General features: G+C 48.9%; 18 protein-coding genes. 8 read left to right on the top strand and 10 right to left on the bottom strand.

What is annotated here, in order from left to right; genetic code table 11:
• Positions 1-102: 102 nt before the first annotated feature.
• Positions 103-1854, bottom strand: a complete 1752-nt coding sequence (locus tag ACJJIQ_RS12200; protein ID WP_445364742.1) for a M28 family metallopeptidase — start codon at positions 1852-1854, stop codon at positions 103-105.
• A 244-nt stretch (positions 1855-2098) separates the two neighbouring features.
• Positions 2099-3298: a phosphatidylinositol-specific phospholipase C domain-containing protein gene (locus ACJJIQ_RS12195; RefSeq protein WP_445364741.1), complete on the bottom strand. Its 1200-nt coding sequence runs from the start codon at positions 3296-3298 to the stop codon at positions 2099-2101.
• 297 nt (positions 3299-3595) lie between these two features.
• On the opposite strand from ACJJIQ_RS12195, the gene ACJJIQ_RS12190 reads away from it, so the two are divergent.
• Together ACJJIQ_RS12190 and ACJJIQ_RS12185 are read left to right on the top strand one after the other, a co-directional pair.
• Positions 3596-5110, top strand: a complete 1515-nt coding sequence (locus ACJJIQ_RS12190; protein ID WP_445364740.1) for an MFS transporter — start codon at positions 3596-3598, stop codon at positions 5108-5110.
• Positions 5111-5275: 165 nt separating this feature from the next.
• Complete coding sequence (locus ACJJIQ_RS12185) at positions 5276-6154, top strand: hypothetical protein (protein WP_445364739.1); 879 nt, start codon at positions 5276-5278, stop codon at positions 6152-6154.
• A 53-nt stretch (positions 6155-6207) separates the two neighbouring features.
• On the opposite strand, the gene ACJJIQ_RS12180 is transcribed toward ACJJIQ_RS12185, so the two are convergent.
• Positions 6208-7332, bottom strand: a complete 1125-nt coding sequence (locus ACJJIQ_RS12180; RefSeq protein ID WP_445364738.1) for a M14 family metallopeptidase — start codon at positions 7330-7332, stop codon at positions 6208-6210.
• Positions 7333-7839: 507 nt separating this feature from the next.
• Here ACJJIQ_RS12180 and ACJJIQ_RS12175 point away from each other — a divergent pair.
• Positions 7840-8319: a hypothetical protein gene (locus ACJJIQ_RS12175; protein ID WP_444957259.1), complete on the top strand. Its 480-nt coding sequence runs from the start codon at positions 7840-7842 to the stop codon at positions 8317-8319.
• Between the two features lie 65 nt (positions 8320-8384).
• On the opposite strand, the gene ACJJIQ_RS12170 is transcribed toward ACJJIQ_RS12175, so the two are convergent.
• Positions 8385-8723, bottom strand: coding sequence for a LysE family translocator (locus tag ACJJIQ_RS12170; RefSeq protein WP_445364737.1), 339 nt, complete (start codon positions 8721-8723; stop codon positions 8385-8387).
• Between the two features lie 54 nt (positions 8724-8777).
• The gene (locus ACJJIQ_RS12165; protein ID WP_445364736.1) at positions 8778-9005 is read right to left on the bottom strand and encodes a LysE family translocator; all 228 of its coding nucleotides are present in this window, start codon (positions 9003-9005) and stop codon (positions 8778-8780) included.
• 61 nt (positions 9006-9066) lie between these two features.
• On the opposite strand from ACJJIQ_RS12165, the gene ACJJIQ_RS12160 reads away from it, so the two are divergent.
• Positions 9067-9855 (top strand): TatD family hydrolase, encoded by a 789-nt coding sequence (locus ACJJIQ_RS12160; protein ID WP_445364735.1) that lies wholly within the window; start codon positions 9067-9069, stop codon positions 9853-9855.
• A complete protein-coding gene (locus tag ACJJIQ_RS12155; RefSeq protein ID WP_444916086.1) occupies positions 9852-11510 on the top strand; it encodes an aminotransferase class V-fold PLP-dependent enzyme in 1659 nt (552 codons plus the stop codon). The genes ACJJIQ_RS12160 and ACJJIQ_RS12155 overlap by 4 nt, the downstream gene beginning before the upstream one ends.
• 1 nt (position 11511) lies before the next feature.
• Here ACJJIQ_RS12155 and ACJJIQ_RS12150 read toward each other — a convergent pair whose 3' ends face one another.
• Entirely contained in the window at positions 11512-12714 is a 1203-nt protein-coding gene (locus tag ACJJIQ_RS12150; protein WP_445364734.1) for an acyltransferase family protein, read from the bottom strand.
• Positions 12715-12852: 138 nt separating this feature from the next.
• Between ACJJIQ_RS12150 and ACJJIQ_RS12145 the strand changes: the two genes are divergently transcribed.
• A complete protein-coding gene (locus ACJJIQ_RS12145; RefSeq protein WP_445359952.1) occupies positions 12853-13737 on the top strand; it encodes a LytR/AlgR family response regulator transcription factor in 885 nt (294 codons plus the stop codon).
• On the opposite strand, the gene tcdA is transcribed toward ACJJIQ_RS12145, so the two are convergent.
• From tcdA to ACJJIQ_RS12125, 4 genes are all read right to left on the bottom strand, one after another.
• Positions 13734-14534 (bottom strand): tRNA cyclic N6-threonylcarbamoyladenosine(37) synthase TcdA, encoded by an 801-nt coding sequence (gene tcdA / locus ACJJIQ_RS12140; protein ID WP_445364733.1) that lies wholly within the window; start codon positions 14532-14534, stop codon positions 13734-13736. The genes ACJJIQ_RS12145 and tcdA overlap by 4 nt on opposite strands.
• On the bottom strand, positions 14521-14970 hold the full coding sequence (locus ACJJIQ_RS12135) for a thiol-disulfide oxidoreductase DCC family protein (protein ID WP_444894339.1): 450 nt from the start codon (positions 14968-14970) through the stop codon (positions 14521-14523). Before ACJJIQ_RS12135 ends, tcdA begins: the two co-directional genes overlap by 14 nt.
• A gap of 49 nt (positions 14971-15019) precedes the next feature.
• Positions 15020-15484, bottom strand: a complete 465-nt coding sequence (locus tag ACJJIQ_RS12130) for an FKBP-type peptidyl-prolyl cis-trans isomerase (RefSeq protein WP_413665157.1) — start codon at positions 15482-15484, stop codon at positions 15020-15022.
• 138 nt (positions 15485-15622) lie between these two features.
• Positions 15623-15982, bottom strand: a complete 360-nt coding sequence (locus tag ACJJIQ_RS12125) for a hypothetical protein (protein ID WP_444957263.1) — start codon at positions 15980-15982, stop codon at positions 15623-15625.
• Between the two features lie 335 nt (positions 15983-16317).
• On the opposite strand from ACJJIQ_RS12125, the gene ACJJIQ_RS12120 reads away from it, so the two are divergent.
• Positions 16318-16740 (top strand): HIT family protein, encoded by a 423-nt coding sequence (locus ACJJIQ_RS12120; RefSeq protein ID WP_445364732.1) that lies wholly within the window; start codon positions 16318-16320, stop codon positions 16738-16740.
• Positions 16741-16871: 131 nt separating this feature from the next.
• Positions 16872-17681, top strand: a complete 810-nt coding sequence (locus tag ACJJIQ_RS12115; RefSeq protein ID WP_445358674.1) for a GIN domain-containing protein — start codon at positions 16872-16874, stop codon at positions 17679-17681.
• The last annotated feature ends 19 nt before the right edge of the window (positions 17682-17700 follow it).

The following is a 17700-nucleotide window of genomic DNA, read 5'->3' as shown; positions in this document are numbered from 1 at the left end:
GAGAGGCACCTGCAGCTAATGCAGGGTTGATGTTTGGGGAGGGAAGTTTGGTGACACCGAGGAGGTGCCACCAAGGAAAAGCGGGATGTTTATCCTGTTTGGTTATTTGCGGCTTTCGGCACTGGCGTCGCGAATAGCGCGGAACTCATTGCCTTCATACCAGTTGGGCCAGTCGCGGCTGTTTGCCAGCTTCAGGCCCAATTGTAGGCCCAGCTGCAAATTCATAGCGGCGCCTTTCAGGTTCCAGTTGGGGTCGTACTCATCTCCCGGCTTGTGGTAGTGCTGGCTGAGATATTCCTTGTCCTTGGATTGTGCCCACTCCCGGCCGTGCTCATGGTTTTCGCTACCGGAATCAAAATACAGCATTGGCACGCCTTCTTTTGCCAGGCTGAAATGATCTGAGCGATAGAAGTAGCCGCGTTCCGGGTGCTCTTCAGCAGCCAGATAGCGGCCCTGCTTTTTGGCGGCTGCTTCTAAGAGATTTTCCAGCTCGCTGCTGCCGAAGCCTACGACGGTGATGTCTTTGGTGGGGCCCAAGACATTCATAGCGTCGAAGTTAAAGCCGGCAACCGTCTTTTCCAGAGGATCAACAGGGTTAGCGGCATAGTATTTGGAGCCGAGTAAACCGGACTCTTCAGCAGTTACTGCGACGAATACCAGGGAGCGATCAGCTTGATCCTCTTTTACTGCTTGGGCTGCAAGAGCAAGTAGTCCAGCGGTACCGGTGGCATTGTCCACTGCGCCATTGAAGATATGGTCTTCGCCAGAAGCGTTTTTGTTGACCCCTAAGTGGTCCCAGTGGGCAGTGTAAACAATGGTTTCATCTGCGTACTTTTTGCCGGGTAACTTAGCAATAACATTGCGAGAGTTGGACTTCTCAAGGCTGTTGCTGAGTTCGATGCTGGCTTTGAGTTCCAGTGACTTAGGCTTGAATCCCGGTGCTTTTGCAGCTGCCATTTCTTCGGTCAAGTCGAGACCTGCTGCCTGGAACAGATCCTTCGCTGCCTGGTTGGTGATCCAGGCCTCAATCGCCACGCGATCGATATTCTTGTTTTCTGCTTCAAGGCTTACCTGGGCGCCAGACCAGGAGCCGCTCACTACCTCCCAGGGGTAACCGGCAGCACCATTCTCATGGATAATAATGGCCCCTGCGGCGCCCTGACGGGCAGCTTCTTCAAACTTGTAGCTCCAGCGACCGTAGTAGGTCATGGCATTGCCATTGAATAGAGCCTCATCTTGGGTGGCATAGCCGGGGTCATTCACCAGAATGACTGCGGTTTTGCCTTCCATATCCAGACCTGCGTAGTCATTCCAGTTGTTTTCTGGAGCTACGATGCCGTAACCGACAAAAACCAATTCGCTTTCATTAAGGCTGGATGCGCTGGTTTGCCGCTGGGTAAACGCGACCATGTCGTCAATAGGTTTTAGAACCTGGCCTACACCCTCGCCCTGAATAGTAAGGGGAGTGGATTGAATATCCATCTCTACAATGGGGACTTCCTGGAACCAGCTGGGGTTACCGTCGGAATCTACGGCACCAGGGGTAAGTCCGAGCGCCTTAAATTGCTCTGCCAGATAGTTTACCGTCAGCTCCTCACCTTTACTGGCGGGAGCGCGGCCTTCGAATTCATCGGAGGCCAATACGGCGACATGCTTGTGCAGGTCGGCAGCGACAGTATCAATTTGAGCCTTCTCAGCGGCTTCTAGATTGAGCTTTTCAGTGCTGTGCTCGATATGTTCTTTATGGGAGTGCGCTTGTGAGCTGACTTCTTCGTTGCCCTTGCTACAACCGCTGATAACACCGCCGATGGCTATAGCCAAGCCAAGGCGGCGCCAGGTGGTAGGGATTCGCATAATTTTGTCCTGACAGTCTTGTTAGGAGGCAGATTATGCCTGATCTTGTCTTAACTAACGACATATCAGCGATCAGTGGAGAGTAGAGTGTGGCTGGGCCCAGAGCTATATTCCCGTTTTGGTAATTTAGTTGAATATGGTGACAGGGTTTGTGTTTGAGAGGTTTCAATAAAACTCGCCTTGGATAGGAGGCTCGGGCTTAGCCTCCTATCCAGCCTAAATCCCCAAGTCGAGATTTTTGAGGTTAATTGTGCAGCCAGTGGCCCTCAGTTATCTGGTCCTGATAGTTAATCCACACCTTGTCATAGCCAGTGGTTTCCTTGGCGCTTTTAAGGGCTTGGTTGTCCTGGCTATTGGTGGGGGCGGAAAACACATAGTCATTGCCCAGTGCCTGGCACACCCCGGCACCATAAGAGAATGGGCCTGTGGAGGCGCTGACCAGCCAGCTACCGTCAGCCGTGTTCTTACATGCGAAGCTATATTGGTTGCTGCAGTTGGCATCATTCCAGCGCCCGTTGCCCCACTGCATAGCGCAATCCTCATTGTTCAAGTTATTTGGCTCATTCTGATCCCATGACCAAATAGCTGCAGCGATGCGGCCATCGGTCGTATTCATATTATCGAGGTTGATTATGTTGTGACCTACAGCAAAGCCATTGCGCACATCGTCGGCTGTGATTCGTTCAATACCACCGCTAAAAATTTCTCCTATGGTGCCAATAGTGGTGCTGTCTTCCCACACTCGACCGATTTCCCCTAATCCGGTGAAGGCCATGTTCTTCATGTCACCATTTCCAGAGCAGCCGCTATCTTTCCATACGACGACTTGTTTCCCTGCAGCAAGCACATCATTTTTTGTAAGGCTGCTGGGAATACTCTGGCAGCCGCCACTGTAGAAAATCTTATCCCCGAATCGATCGGTTATTTGGTTGTAGAGATCTTGATGGCGCCCATCAGAGTGGTCCTCAATATATAAAATGATGACTTCGCCCTGGTTGGCGCTGTCATTTAGCCAGTCCTTTATTTCGTTAAATCCTTCAGTCGCATACTTGTCATTGATACTGCAGAGCCCATGGCACAGAAGTAATCTTTTTGGGTAGGAAAAGAGGCTCTCCATTTTCGTTGTCCAATGGACATCCAGTTCTATAAAGCGAGCTCCCATGCGCAATTGATCTTTTATGGAATGCTCCTGTTGAGGGTCCAGGTAGCGGCATCCCACTGAGAAGTTACAGGCGCGATAAACTTCTGAGTTGTAAGAATTGTGTGTCCCCAAAATATTGTTTTCACTCATGGGAGTGTGGTTGTCTATTTGACGCTGCAGATCCAAGGCTGTGCCTGTCCAGCTGTTTTGGAAATCAGAAATGCTATCGGCCCAAAGTGGGGGGGAGGCGAAGGAAAGTACAAATAGAATCGATAGGATCATCTGTCTGATAGTGTGTTTCATTATTTTTCTCCGGACTGAGTAGATACGCTACCTTTGCAGTAGACGCTAGTGAATATTTTTTAATTTTTATTGGTGTGCGGTGCCTTAAGGTACCGTCTTATTATTTTTGCTTTTTACTACGAATTGGACTTTTTTGTCTATGTGATGAGGGTTGGTTTCTTGTTGTTTTCTGGCGACATCATAATTCTATTGTTAATGGATGGATTGTGTAGCTCTCTCAGCAATAAATGCCGATAAATTATTCAGGATCTTTCCTTGCTTTAATTAACAAGCTACATAAGGGGAATTATGCGACTAATGAATAAGTGGATTGTTTTGCTTGGCTCCTTTCCAGCCACCTTTATATTGGGGTTGGACTACACCATTGTCAGTATTGCACTGCCGACAATCCAGCAAAGTTTAGGTGCATCTTTTATTCAAACCCAGTGGGTTATGAATATATTTATGTTGATGCTATGTATCCTGATGGCCAGTATGGGGAGATTGGGGGATATTGTGGGCTCCCTGAAGATGCTCAATATTGGATGGGTTTTACTTGCAGTTAGCTCCCTTTTCGCGGGATTGGCTGAGGATCCACTTTGGTTAATTGTCTGGCGGGCCTTTCAAGGTGTCTCCATTGCCATAATCGTGCCGAATAATATTGCTTTGCTGTCCCACACTTTTGTAGAAAAAGAAGCCGGATTTGCAATGGGATGGTGGATGTCGGTATTGGCTGTCGGCTTTGCTCTTGGTCCGGTATTGGGTGGGGTCCTATGTGAGTATTTGTCTTGGAGGTCGATCTTTTTTATTAATATCCCCTTTGTGTTGGTCAGTATGGTGCTTGGCCTTTTTGTGATGCGGAGCCCGCAAAATTTAGATAAAGAAAAAAGTTATATTGACTGGCGTGGAATGATACTCCTTGCGCTTAGTGTGGGTTCGCTAGTGGTGTTAGTAGTTGAAGGGGCGCAAGTGGGTTGGTTGAGCTGGCCGATACTGTTGTTGCTGGTTATTTCCATATTGAGTTTTATTGCCCTTTTTCGTGTTGAGCGAAAACTGGAGCAACCGTTGATCCATTTTGCCTATTTTAAGAATTCGCTATTTTCCGCTTGTGTTTTAACTAATTTCAGCTTGTTGATATTTCTCATTTCTGCTTTCTTTTTATTGCCATTTTATTTGCATATTGTGCGTCAGGATACAACGGTAATGTCCGGCTTGATTTTGCTCCCTATTACCTTGGTGATGGCTTTGGTATCTCCTGTGGCGGGCAGAATGGCGGCTAATTCCGCACCTGCGGCTCCAATCTTAATTGGTGTCATATGTATTTTGATTGCGGCAATCGTAATGACACAATTCTCCGTGGATACCAATTTTTCAACGCTTTTGCTGGCTTTTATACCTTTTGGTGTGGCTTGGGGGTTTGTATTTAGTGCGACAGCGCCAATCGCTATTGGCGCTTTGCCGCCTAATAGTGCAGGTATAGCAACCGGAATGTTGTGGGGCATACAAAACATAGGCGCAGCACTTGGTTTGGCTGTAGTGGGTACTGTATTCCGGATAATGGAAAAACAGAGTTTGCTAAATCAATTGCAGGAAAGTGGGGTGCAGATTACCAGTGCACTGGAAAAATATATCGGTGCATTGCTGATTAATCCTGAAAGGATAGAGCGTGGCGCAATGGGGGTGTCTGCTGCTCTGCACGGTCGCATCGCTAACATGTTTAATGAGGCTTTTGCCCAGGCTTTTCAGTCGGTGATGTGGGGGTTGGTTGTATTTACTTTTCTTCTTTTTTTGGCTGTGCTTGCTTTATTGAAGATGGCAAAAGAAAAAGGGTAATGGCTTGCGTAAACTAGCCGTAGAAAGTCAATTCAACTCATAAAATGCTGCTTTTATCCCTTCTTTAGATGAGGGGGCTTACTGCTGGGGTATAAATATAGCAGCTCTTTAGTGGGTAACATTTAAAGGCGACAATGGCAAATAAAGTTTGCATGGGTGATAGTGATGAAAAGTAAAAGTTGGCTACTTTTGACTTTCTTTTTAGCAAGGGCGATTGAGGTTAATGCCGAACAGATGGCAAGCTGTAACGATCCTATTTTGGAAGTCGACTTTGATGGAGTGGTAGTGGCGGGCTCTAAAAAAGAACTATCCAGAGTTGCCTTAAGTGGAGTGCCAATGCGAGTGGGGTGGGATTTGGACTTTAATGGAGATAAAGAGTCTGATCTTACACATTGGTCTGACGCGCAGTTTACAACTGTTATGTCTGGAGAAGTGGCAACAAAAGTTCAGTCTGTTCATCGGCAGATTCCTAGAATTAATGATACAAGGATAGAGCTTTCTTCTGAGTTTGGGCGGTGGCACGGTTTACTAGATAGCCGAGGTATTTTACTAGGGCGTTTTGAGCACTCTAATAGGGTAGATAGCGACCGTGTACATTCAGTTTGGTGTTTCACTACTCCCCCAAAACGAAACTGGGAAGTTGCTTTTCAGAAAGACCATAGTGGAAGGGTTGTTGCTGGAGGGATCTCTAATCTATTGGATGCTATACGCAGAAGGTTAGCAGTACGAATTAGTTGGTTAGGTAGTGTTAATACTGAGACCGAAGAGAGAACAGTTATTGAGGCAGAGCAAGCAATACCTGTTGTTGCCCATATATCTAATGGGGGAGAAATTACAGCGCAGTTGCCTCATCATCTCGGATCAGATGAATTTTCAAAATTAGGTATGGTTCCACCTACTTCAAACAGTATGGTATGGGGAGCGAAGTTAAGTTCTTCGGGGGAGCTAGATGTAATTTGGTTGGATACTGAAAGCGGGGATATTAGCCGTCAGCAGGCTAATCATATCGATATAATTTGGTTTATAGAAAAGCCTGTTTACTAAGTCTTGGTCGGCAAAAGCCCCTTGGCTCTTTAAGCTAGGGGCTCTTGGGCTGATTAAGACATAGTTTTTAGCGTTTCGCGAATTGGGAAAAGAATATCGCGAGCGAGTTGTTGGCTTCGCGCCGGGGACCATCCTTCGATCAAGTCGGGGAGGTCATCATTGTCTTTAAACGGCATCTCCAATGTTAGAGCCAGGGTGCGGAATTGATGTCCAGCCCAGGCGGTACCAATTGTCAAATTTGCCTCACCGGGTTTATCCAGTTCGTATCCATGCTCCGTTTGAAAGTCGGGGCTAATGGCCTCATATGCTTGCTTAAATGTTTCTTCCAGCTTGGCGTGGCGCTCGTCATAGCCGGGAATGCCTTCACAAGCCGCAACAAAGTTATAGGGCAGGGCTTCATCACCATGAATATCGAGGAAGATATCCCCGCCCAGCTCCAGCATTTTCTCCCTTACCAAAAAGACTTCCGGGCTTCGCTCCATCGTGGGGTTGAGCCACTCACGGTTCAGGTTGGCGCCCGCAGCGTTAGTGCGCAGATGCCCGCGAACGCTGCCGTCGGGGTTCATATTGGGTACTACATAAAATACGGTATTTGCCAGCAAGCTTTGCGCAGTAGGATTGGCATGGTCGAGCAAGGTTTCCAGAAAGCCCTCAACAAACCATTCCGCCATGGTCTCTCCTGGGTGTTGGCGGGCAATCATCCAAACACGATGTTTCGCGGTGTCGGCATTGCCAACCGTGAGCATGGTCATATCGCGCTCATCAAGGGTTTTACCGAGAGTTTGCAGTTTGACCAGGTCGTGGCTCTGCGCCCAAGCGAGCAGATCCAGGTGGCGTTCCCAGGAGTAGGGGGCGAAATAGGCGAGATAGATGCTGGGTTCATCCAGGGTTACAGTGAAGTCCAGAGTATTGCCGTCGTAGTTGGCGCCAATTCTGAACCAATTTTGACGATCGTATGAGGCACAGATGCGGTAGTTTTCCCAGCCTTCCGGGTAGGCGGATTTGCCGGCATTAACGATACGCAAGGGATAGCTGGTGCCAATATCGCCTTCCAGACGAAAGTGAAACCATTGGTAGAAGTCAGAATTGTTGTCCTGACGGATTGCTAGCTCAATTGGATTGCTGTCGGTATTGATAACTTCGATATTGCCGCTGTCAAAGGCGCTGCTGATATACATGTAGAGAGCTCCACTCTTGTTCTTGGGCGCAGGATACAGCGGTAGGGGGAATTTTCCAGGAAGAAAGGTAGGGGATCTCGCCAATTTTGGGTGCGATAGGACGAAATCTCCTTTATTTAGTGAAATAGAAAAGCACGGCATCGATAAGGATACCGTGCTTTAGCCAATCCCTGGCGGCACCTGCTACGACTACTGCTCCCTGAAATTTCCGGTGTCGGACCCCAGGCGACTGCTTACTGCCCGGTCAGATCACAAGTGCGTCACTCCACACTGTCAGAAATTAGTAAATCTCCTTAACATCCCGCAGCAAGTGCTGGTTAAAGTTTAGGCAATCGAGCCTGCTTGATGTTGTACGAACGTTTCGATCGGCGTAAATTTGATGATCTTTTTGTCTCAGGGCTATCTGACGTGAATTTGTACAGATAGAGAATAGATCCCATGGCATTAGTGGGAATAGAAAGAACAAGTAATAGCTCCGCATAGGGGGCTTTCGTGAGAGGTGACACCATGAATAGAGTGATTAAACGAAGTATCGTGGCATCCGCTGCGCTTGTAACAGTGATGAATCTGAGCGCCTGTGGCTATTTCCTGTACCCGGAGCGCAAAGGGCAGGCGGGTGGGCGAGTTGATCCTGCGGTCGTAATCTTGGACGGTGCAGGCCTGCTATTTGGCTTGCTGCCGGGCATAGTGGCCTTCGCTGTCGATATTACCAATGGCACTATTTATTTGCCGCCAGGTCACAGCTCGGTGTTTGATCGCCATTTAAGCAGCACTGAACAGGGGGCACCTGCGGAGGTTACAGACGAAGAGGGGCAGGTCTGGATTCGACTTCCAGTGGAAGGCGTCGATGAGAATACCCGACTAGAAGTACTCAGTGATCAGTTATCAGGGATAACAGGGCAGCAAGTAGAGGCTGAAGATATTGTTTGGTTACAGGACTCAGCCGAGCTTCGTGCAGCAAGCCGTTTCCAGGCTGCGTCTCGCTAGTTTTTCCTAGCTTTGAGCGCCTCGGGAGTTGAAGGCTCCCGAGCTTTAGCTGTTGAAGAGGCCTTTCAGGTGGCTGTGCCAAAGGGGGTAAGCCCCTCAAGGGCCAGGGGGATAACGCTTGCAGCAAGCAACAATCCCATAGCAATGTTAAAGCTTCGCAAGTAGCGTGGTTCAGTCAGGAACCGTTTTAGCCCAACGCCAAAGAATAGCCAAATGGCAACGCAAGGCCCGCCAATGGTGATAAATGCCAGTGCAACCTTAACAACTCCCGACCATATTTCTGTGCCGGGACTGGTGAAAGCAGCCAGTGCTCCAGTGGCCATAATCCAGCCTTTAGGATTGATCCACTGAAAAGCCATCGCCTGGGTAAAGCTCAGGGGTTGGCTTGAATTTCCAGAACCCATTTCCCGGGTCGAACCAATTATCCATGCCAGGTAGAGTAAATAGGCAATGCCTGCCTAGCGAATTACCTCATGCAAAAAAGGGAAGTGATTGAAGGCGGTTCCCAGTCCCAAGCCAATGGCAACCACCATGGCGGGAAATCCCAGCCAAATTCCCAGTAGGTGAGGTGTTGAACTGTAGATGCCGTGATTGAGTCCTGATGACATAATCATCAGGTTATTAGGGCCCGGTGTAATACTGGCTGAGAAAGCAAAAAGGGCGATTGGCAAAAGAGATTCAATCACAGGTGTACCAGAGGAAAAGGCGACTTCATGCTAATATGCGCGCGAATAATGGGTATCACAAGTGAAATTTATAGACAGCCATTGCCACTTTGATTTTGAGGCTTTTTCACTGGACCGGGATCAGGTGTGGCAAAGATGTCTCAATGCCGGAATAGATAGGGTCATTATCCCCGGTGTTTGCGAGGCTCAGTGGCAGTCGTTGGGCGCTCTGGTATCGGAACAGCCCGGTTGGATGATGGCTGCTGGTGTTCACCCTTGGTGGGTGAAGAAAATCCCGCAAGATTCCCGTTGGCGGGAAAACCTGATGGAGTTGGGAGTACGGCTTAGTGAGAGCCTTGAGAAATACTCATGTGTCGCTGTTGGAGAGTGTGGCTTGGATGCCTCTATCGGCACTGACTTGAATAAGCAGGAAGATATTCTCAAGCTTCATTTGGAGATTGCTAGTAACCATGAACTGCCGATTATTCTGCATGTTCACCGGGCCCACAATGAACTCCTGAGGCTGTTAAAGCAATTCAAGCTCCCGCGGGGAGGTGTGATCCACGCTTTCAGTGGAAGTGAGCAAATGGCGCAAGAGTACTGGAAGCGCGGCTTCTATCTGGGTATCGGTGGAACAATTACTTACCCACGGGCAGCGAAAACCCGACGGGCTGTGTCACGTGCGCCGCTGGAGAGTTTGCTGCTTGAGTCGGACGCCCCGGATATGCCTCTTTCAGGTCAGCAGGGTATGCGTAATAGCCCTGAAAACCTTTCTAAAATTGCACAAGCACTGGCTGATTTACGGGGAGTTTCCGTGCGGGAAATCGCCAATGCTACCTGTCGAAATACTGAGAAGTTATTTTCCCTATGAGTTTTTCCGCTGAATCATTCAGGCAGTCATTTCCCCTCTTTGCTCAAGAGGAGAATAAGGAGTTGGTATACCTGGATAATGCTGCAACGACGCAGAAACCAGAGACAGTGATTAATGCTGTACGCGATTACTATGTGCACAGCAATGCCAATACGCACCGCTCCAGTCACCGTCTAGCCCGTAAGGCTACAGAGATGGTGGAGCGAGTGCGTCGCCAAGCGGCACAATTTGTTAATGCTGCCAGCACAAGGGAAATTGTATTTTGTCGCGGTGCTACTGAGGCACTGAATTTGTTGGCGCACAGCCTGTGCAGTGAGTTGCAGGCTGGGGATGAAATTGTCATCTCAACAGCGGAGCATCATGCAAATATTATCCCTTGGCAGATGGCGGCCAAGCGATTCAATTTGAGTTTACGCTATGTACCCCATGTAGCGGGTGTCCCGGAATTTGATCGCCTGGGAGAAGTGCTGAATGAGCGCACAAGAATTGTATCCCTGACCGGCGGTTCCAACGCACTCGGATTGCGTCCGGACCTGGCTGCAGTGAGGCAATTGCTGCGCAGAAAGCACTTGATGTGGATTGTTGATGGCGCCCAGTTGGCAGCCCATGAAGTGATTGATGTGCAGAAAATTGGCTGTGATTTTTTTGTTTCCTCCGCACATAAGTTTTACGGCCCGTCAGGAATTGGTTTCTTATACGGTAGGGAAACACTTTTGGAATCTATGCCACCATGGCTGGGTGGTGGAGAAATGATCTCCGACGTTGAACTTGAAACGAGTCATTATGCAGGCTTGCCGCACAAATTTGAGGCAGGCACTTCTCCGCTGGCGGCAATAGCGGGTCTTGGAGCGGCACTGGAATTTCTTGAGCAGCAAGATAGGGTCGCAATAGCGGCGCATGAGCAGAAATTGGTGCGATGGATACATCGCGAACTGATAGCGTCCCCCAATTTTAGGGTTATCAGCCAAGTGCGCCACAATCTGGGTATTGTCTCTTTTGTGCCTATTCATGGTAGCGCTGCCGATTTGATGCACTGGCTGGACGAGCGCGATATTGCAGTGAGAGTAGGCCATCACTGTGCACAATTGTTAGGTAAAGAGAGCGGTGATTTGGTGACGGTCCGAGCATCAGTCGCAGCCTACAATACTGATAGTGATATTCAGGCTTTTTTGCAGGCCCTGAAAGAGTACTGTGAGATCCAGAAGTCAATTGAACAGGGGGATAGTATTCAGAGTGATGAATGGGCCAGGGATGATTTTTCCTCGTTATTGCTAGAGAGTTTGGTTTCCCAGCGCAACTGGCAGGGACGTTATAGAGAATTAATGCTGTGGAGTAAAACTATTGCCCGAAAGCCCGAGATACGTACCGAAGAAAACCTGGTGCGGGGTTGTGAGTCTGCAGCTTGGTTAGCGCACCGGACAGAGGGTGGTAGGCACTATTTTGGATTGGAAAGCGACAGCCGGGTTGTAAAAGGCCTGGGTGCGTTATTACTTTCACAAATTGATGGCCGCACGGCTACTGAGATTCGAGAGAGAGATCTTTCTCTGTTATTTGCTGAGCTAGGACTCGGTAAGCACTTAAGTGAATCGCGCAGCAATGGTTTTTACGCATTGCTGCAACGTGCTTTGAATCTGGTGGAGCAGACCTCCCATTAACTTAACTGGAGCGGGGTATGGGGGCCTCCACCTCAATAGGCCCGATATTGGAAATAGGCTTTAAACCAAACAGCGGCCGCAAAACTGGATTTCTTCGGATGATAAATTCATATGAAGCCCAGCAGCCAAAAATAGTGATTAATAATACTAGTAAGGGCTCCAGGATGGGCCCCAGGGCGAGTTGCCCTAATTGATACACAGCGATTACGGTAATGGTTTGATGGAGGATATACCAGGGATAAACCGCTTCAGTGGCATAGGGTAACCAGCGGAATTGCTTATTGAGAAATTGATAAGCGCAGGCTAAAACAGCCAGGAGCCATACCCATCGATTTGTATAGATAACAATAAAAAGCAGTATTTTTTGGGCGGGCATACTGCTATCAGGTAGTACTCGATCAAATAATAGATATAGGGCGAAAGTGAGGGGCGCTGCAATAACCAAGCGACTGCGCAATCTTGCCAGTATTTCCCAGGGGGCGTTACTGCTGACCAGCAAGTAGCCGCAGAAGAAATAAGTAAAAAATCTGGCATGGGTGTACCAGTCGTCGACGACGGCATAGTTTATCCCACCAAAGCGCGGAAATAGGACCAGGCCGTATACCATCATGGGTACAAGCGGCAGAATTAGCAGTTGCCAAGATTTAATATTCTCCATGAATCGGCCCAGCCACCGTTGGTGTTTAAACCACAGGGCTAGAGGAATAAGGGCCAGGGTGTAGCATGCCAGATAGGGTAGATACCACAGATGGTTCCAGGTCAGGCCAAACTCACTCCCACTCCCAGCAAAGGCATTCTCTGGCCAGGGGCTGAACAAGAAGTACTTCAGCAGGAATGATAAGTATCCAGGCTCAATAATGCCGTTGCTTAGCGCTTCATAGTAGGCCTGGGGTGGAACCACCACCAGCATTCCAAATGCCAGCGGAATCAATAGCTGTTTCATTCTTCTCAGTAAGTAATCCCCAGTGCCCAGCTTGTGGAAGAGAAAATAGCTGGCTGCACCTGAAATCAGGAACAACAACGGCATCCGCCACTGGTTAACCGCTAGCATTACCAGTTGTAGTGGCTCGCTTTGGTAGCTGCTTTTTACATGCCACCCCCATTCCGCGACATAGGCCATTCCCAGGTGGTAGAGAATAAGTAGGCCAAAGGCTAGTACACGAAGGGCGTCAATATCGTGGCGTCTCTGTGTTATTGAATGCATAGGTTTCGTCGTTCAAGGCTGTTTTAGTCGCTCGCTATGCTCCCGTTAGTAATTGCCATTAGCTATCCTAAAGTGCCGGTTTGTGCGGTATTAGGGGCCAGTGGTGGTTTTTGGGGGTGAATCGGGGGTAGACTGCCGATGAATTTTTATACTGGTTCAGGAGCAATGACGGTTCAGCAGTATTTGACGCACCGGCGACAGTTTGAGGTGGGGTTCTGGGTGTTGTTTTTTGTCGGCCAGTGGCTTGTTCAGTTCGCTTTGGCATACTTTGATCACCGCCGCTGGGGTTCTATTTTTCAGCCATGGGAATTTCTGGTGTGGGAGGGAACCAGTATCCTAATGATCGCAATCTTATTTCCGCTGATATTGCTTCTTGATCATTATTTTCCCCTGCGCAAGGGGAGAGTTCGGCAGAACTTGGCCATACATTTATTGTTCACTTTGCCTTGGTCCTTGATCCACGTTTCCGGCATGGTGTTTATGAGGACGGTCATTTACCACCTCAATGATGGTTCCTATAACTTTGGTAACTGGCCTATAGAATTTTTCTATGAATATCTCAAAGATATTCAAACCTATGCCGCTCTTTTAAGCTCTGTTTATTTGTACCGCTTTTTGTTGGTGCGTTTACAGGGTGAGGCACGCTTACTAGAAGAGCCAGATGAGGGAGATGCTGCTGAGCCAGTAGAAAGGCCGGAGCGTCTTCTGGTGAAAAAGCTGGGAAAAGAATTTCTGGTTAATGTGCAGGATATCGAATGGGTGGAAGCTGCTGGCAACTATGTCAATCTGCACTTGGGCGATAGAATTTACCCCCTGCGAGAGACTATGACCAAGTTACTGGAGCGTTTGGATCCAGGATCATTCGCTCGTATTCACCGCTCCTATATTGTGCGCTTGGACTCTATTGCGGAGATTGAACCCCTGGAGAGCGGTGATGCGCGTATTCACTTGGTTGGTGGCCAGCTGATCCCGGTGAGCAGGCGCTACCGCGATCAGCTGAGGGCTCAATTAACCCCGGCTTAGTTTTTTGCCTGGAGGAGTCGCTCGATGGCCCGGTTGGCGGCCAAAAACCCAAAGGTGCCGGTAATCATAGTTGCCGCACCAAAGCCGCCACTGCAGTCTAATTTAACACCGTCCTGCATAGCGCTCTTCTGTTGGCATACTTGCCCATCTGGCTGCGGGTATACCATTGCTTCAGTGGAAAAGATCGCATCGATGCCAAACTGGCGCTTGCGGCTCTTCTGGAAGTTGTGAAAGCGGTATAGATGTTGGCGGACTTTTGCCAGCATCGGATCATTAATTGTACGGCCGAGATCGGCGCATTCAATGCGATCGGGGGAGCGCTTGCCTCCTGCGGAACCAACCGTTATCAAGCGTATTTTTCGGGCTTTACAGTAAGCGATCAGGGCGGCTTTTACCCGGGCGGAATCTATTGCATCAATCACTACATCGATAGGGTGTATATCGGGGTTGATCAGTTCTGAGAAATTGTCATTAGCGATAAAGTCCTCTTCCGTGTGAACCGTAATCTCGGGATTAATCTGCCGGAGGCGCTTTGCCATCACCTCGACCTTGATATGGCCTACGGTATCGGCGAGTGCGTGGCTCTGACGATTGGTATTGGTGATGCAGACGTCATCCAAGTCAATTAGCGTCAACCGACCAATGCCGCTTCGCGCCAGGGCCTCTGCAGTCCAGCTCCCTACGCCACCAATACCGATAACCAATATGTGAGCAGAGGATAAAATTTCGAGGGCCTTATCGCCATACAGGCGAGCAATGCCGCCAAATCGCTGTAAATACTGGTCAGACAAGCTCATCTGGGGTCTCTTCAGGTACATCTTCCAAAAACCGCTGTTTGTCAGCGTCACACGGCAATAGGCAACTTTCCCGTTGACCAAACCAGCGATAGCGGTTTCGAGCAACCAAGTCGTAGAGCCAATCCCTTGCCGGGCGGGGAATGTAGCGCAAAATGGCCAATAAACGCCAGGGTTGTGGTAGGCGGCTGGCAATTCTCAGTGCCGCTTCACTTTTGTAAAAGGATTGGTAAGTGCCACCATGTCGTTCCAGCAAAATCATGGTCTGGTAAGTGTCCAGCGGCAGGTTCAGCTGTTTAAGGAAGTGCTGGCCTGCATTGGACTGCACTCGGCACAGGGTAAAGCGCTGCTCTCTGTCGCGCTTGAGTATTAGTTGACTCCAGCTATTGCACAGGTTGCAGATGCTATCAAACAGGATGATGTTGTTTGGCAATGACATTGGGGAAGGGGGGAACGCCGCGCGGCTGGCGGCGTTTCATATCATGGGATCAGTGCACGTGACCGTGATCAACTTCTTCGGCAGTCGCTTCGCGTACAGAAACAACTTCAATTTCGAAGTGCAGCTCAACACCGGCGAGGGGGTGGTTGCCATTGATAGTGACTTCGTCGCCGTCGATGTCGATAATTTCCACTTCAATCGGGTGACCTTCGGTACTCTCTGCACGGAATGCCATGCCTACAGATAACTCTTCAACCCCACCAAAGGCACTGCGCGGCATGGTTTGGATCAGCTCCGGGTTTTGCTCGCCGTAACCGTCTTCTGGTGCGATTACCGCAGTAAATTTATCACCAGGTGCCTTTTCCAGCATCTCGCGCTCAAGCCCAGGAATGATATTACCAACCCCTTGCAGATATTTGAGCGGCTCTCCATTGGCTGAGGAGTCAATGACTGTTCCGTCAGCATCTTTCAGGGTGTAGTGGATCTCCACAACTGTGTGGTTGGCAATCTTCATGAATAATCTCTGATATAAAAGAGTATGTGAATGAGCGCTTACCGCTGCGCAATAAAACGGGGGGTAAAGGCTGTGAAGCGCAATTGTATTGACAGGGCGGGCGCGCCGCAACTTGTGCGTGCGCGCCGCTGATAAAGATTAGCAAGCGATTGACAGGTCCTGCTCACAACCGCCATAGAGATTGGTTACGATCGCAACCAGTTGTGTGCTGAAGTCAGGGCGATAGCCCAACTCCATTAGGCGACCCTCGAAATACTCCAGCATTGAATCGAATAGCTCTGGGTTTAACCCCCTGGCTAAAAAGCGGGCGCGACTACTCCGGTCTGGTTCCGGTGTAGATGACAACGCATGGCTCAAAAACTGAGCTTGACGACTTAATTGTTTGCGGAAATCACAAGTTTCGTAGGCTGAAAGGTGGTGGCTGAGAGCACCGTAAAATTCACTGACTGTACGGTTGACAAATTTAGCACCACCGACCTGATCCAACAGGCTTTCCATATCTCTCCCCCCGGTGAGCAGTTGGCACTGATTTAAAGTTTATCCGCAGAGCCGAAAAAGTATTTTGTTAACGAGAAGCACAATGTGCATTGGCTCAATGGCGGTACAACATTAATTGGTGACGAGCCTAAGACATATTCTTTCGGTATGCCAACTTGGTTTAAGAAAATTGTCATTCTGTTCGACAGGTTGTCACATATTGGGGGTTTATTTCGCCAAAGAAGAAAATCTATGTTTGCGCAAGTATTTTCTAAGCCTTTACACTTTATTTTTTTTCTTGGTGTTAGACTGCACGCTTGCACCAAATAATAAATTTCAACCTTTTGAGATAATTTATGGCAAGTATTTTTACTCAGATTATTAATGGCGATTTACCTGGCAATTTTATTTGGAGAGATGAAAAGGTCGTAGCTATTTTGACCATTTCACCCATTAAGGCTGGTCATTGTTTGGTCATCCCTGTTGAGGAAATTAATCATTGGGATGATGTTCCGGAGGAGCTGGCGAGTCATCTAATGCTGGTTGCGCAAAAGGTGGCGAAAGGGCTGAAAGCAACTTACTCACCGAAGCGAGTGGGCGTGATGATCGCTGGGATTGAAGTGCCACATACCCATATCCACCTGATACCTGTAGATGAATTGTCAGACTTTGACTTCTCCAAGCAAAAGCCTGCTTCTTCTGAGCAGTTGGCACATGAGGCGGAAAAGATTCGACAATCCTTAAAGGAGCAGGGCTTTAGCGAGGCGGAGTGCGGCTAGGACGTTAAGAGTGATTTTTTAGACTGGCTGGTCACATGGTGTCCCCAAAATATTTGTGGGACACTGCATCCAAGTCCCCCTCTTACTGAGTCACATAGGTATGAACTTGTAATAACGATGAGATTTCTCTAATGATGATTTTGAAGAAGACGCTCTTTGCCCCGCTGGTAGTAGTCCTCGCCACAGTCGCTGTGTTTTGCACTAATGCCCAGGCAGAAGAAATGGAAACTAAGCGTTTCGATATGGAAGGGTTCACTCAGGTGTCTCTCAAGGGAAGTTCTCACTTGAAGTTGATTCAGGGGGACAGTTTTGAAGTTGTCGCTGTCGGCCCTGTCAGTACAATGCCCTACGTCAAAGTTGAGGTAAAAGGGGAAAGGTTGGAGTTATCCGTTGAGGAAAACACCCAGAACCTTTTTGGATTTGTCACCATATCCCGAGGGCAGGGAGATGAAGTTAACTTCACCGTGACGATGCCTAAAATTGAGGCTCTTAAGGTGACTGGCTCTGGTGAGGCTAGATCTTCAAGTGTTGAGAGTGAAGGCCTAACTTTGGGGGTGACGGGCTCAGGAATGATCAATATCGACAAGGTCGCCGCAGAATCCTTGAAAGCGTATGTTACTGGTTCCGGTGATTTGTTCCTCAACAAGGCATTGACTGTCAAAGGGGAAGTAGCGGTGACTGGCTCTGGCGACATGAAGATAAGTACTATTACCGGTGAGAGTTTACTTGCGGAGATACAAGGTTCCGGCGATATGTTGGTTGGCGGGCGAGTTGCCGATGTGAACGTTCGCCTCATGGGTTCAGGTGATTTTATTGGCCGCAGTTTGCGCGCCGATAATGCTAGCGGTTCAATAATGGGATCGGGTGATATTGTCTTGAAACGGCCGGGAACTGACTCCTTCTCAGTGATGGGGTCGGGAGACGTAGCGCTGGTCGACTAAGCGGCGGCTCCTGAGCCCC

The sequence above is a fragment of the Microbulbifer maximicatervae (SeqCode) genome, from assembly GCF_052468295.1.
This window is presented reverse-complemented; position numbering and strand designations above follow the sequence as displayed.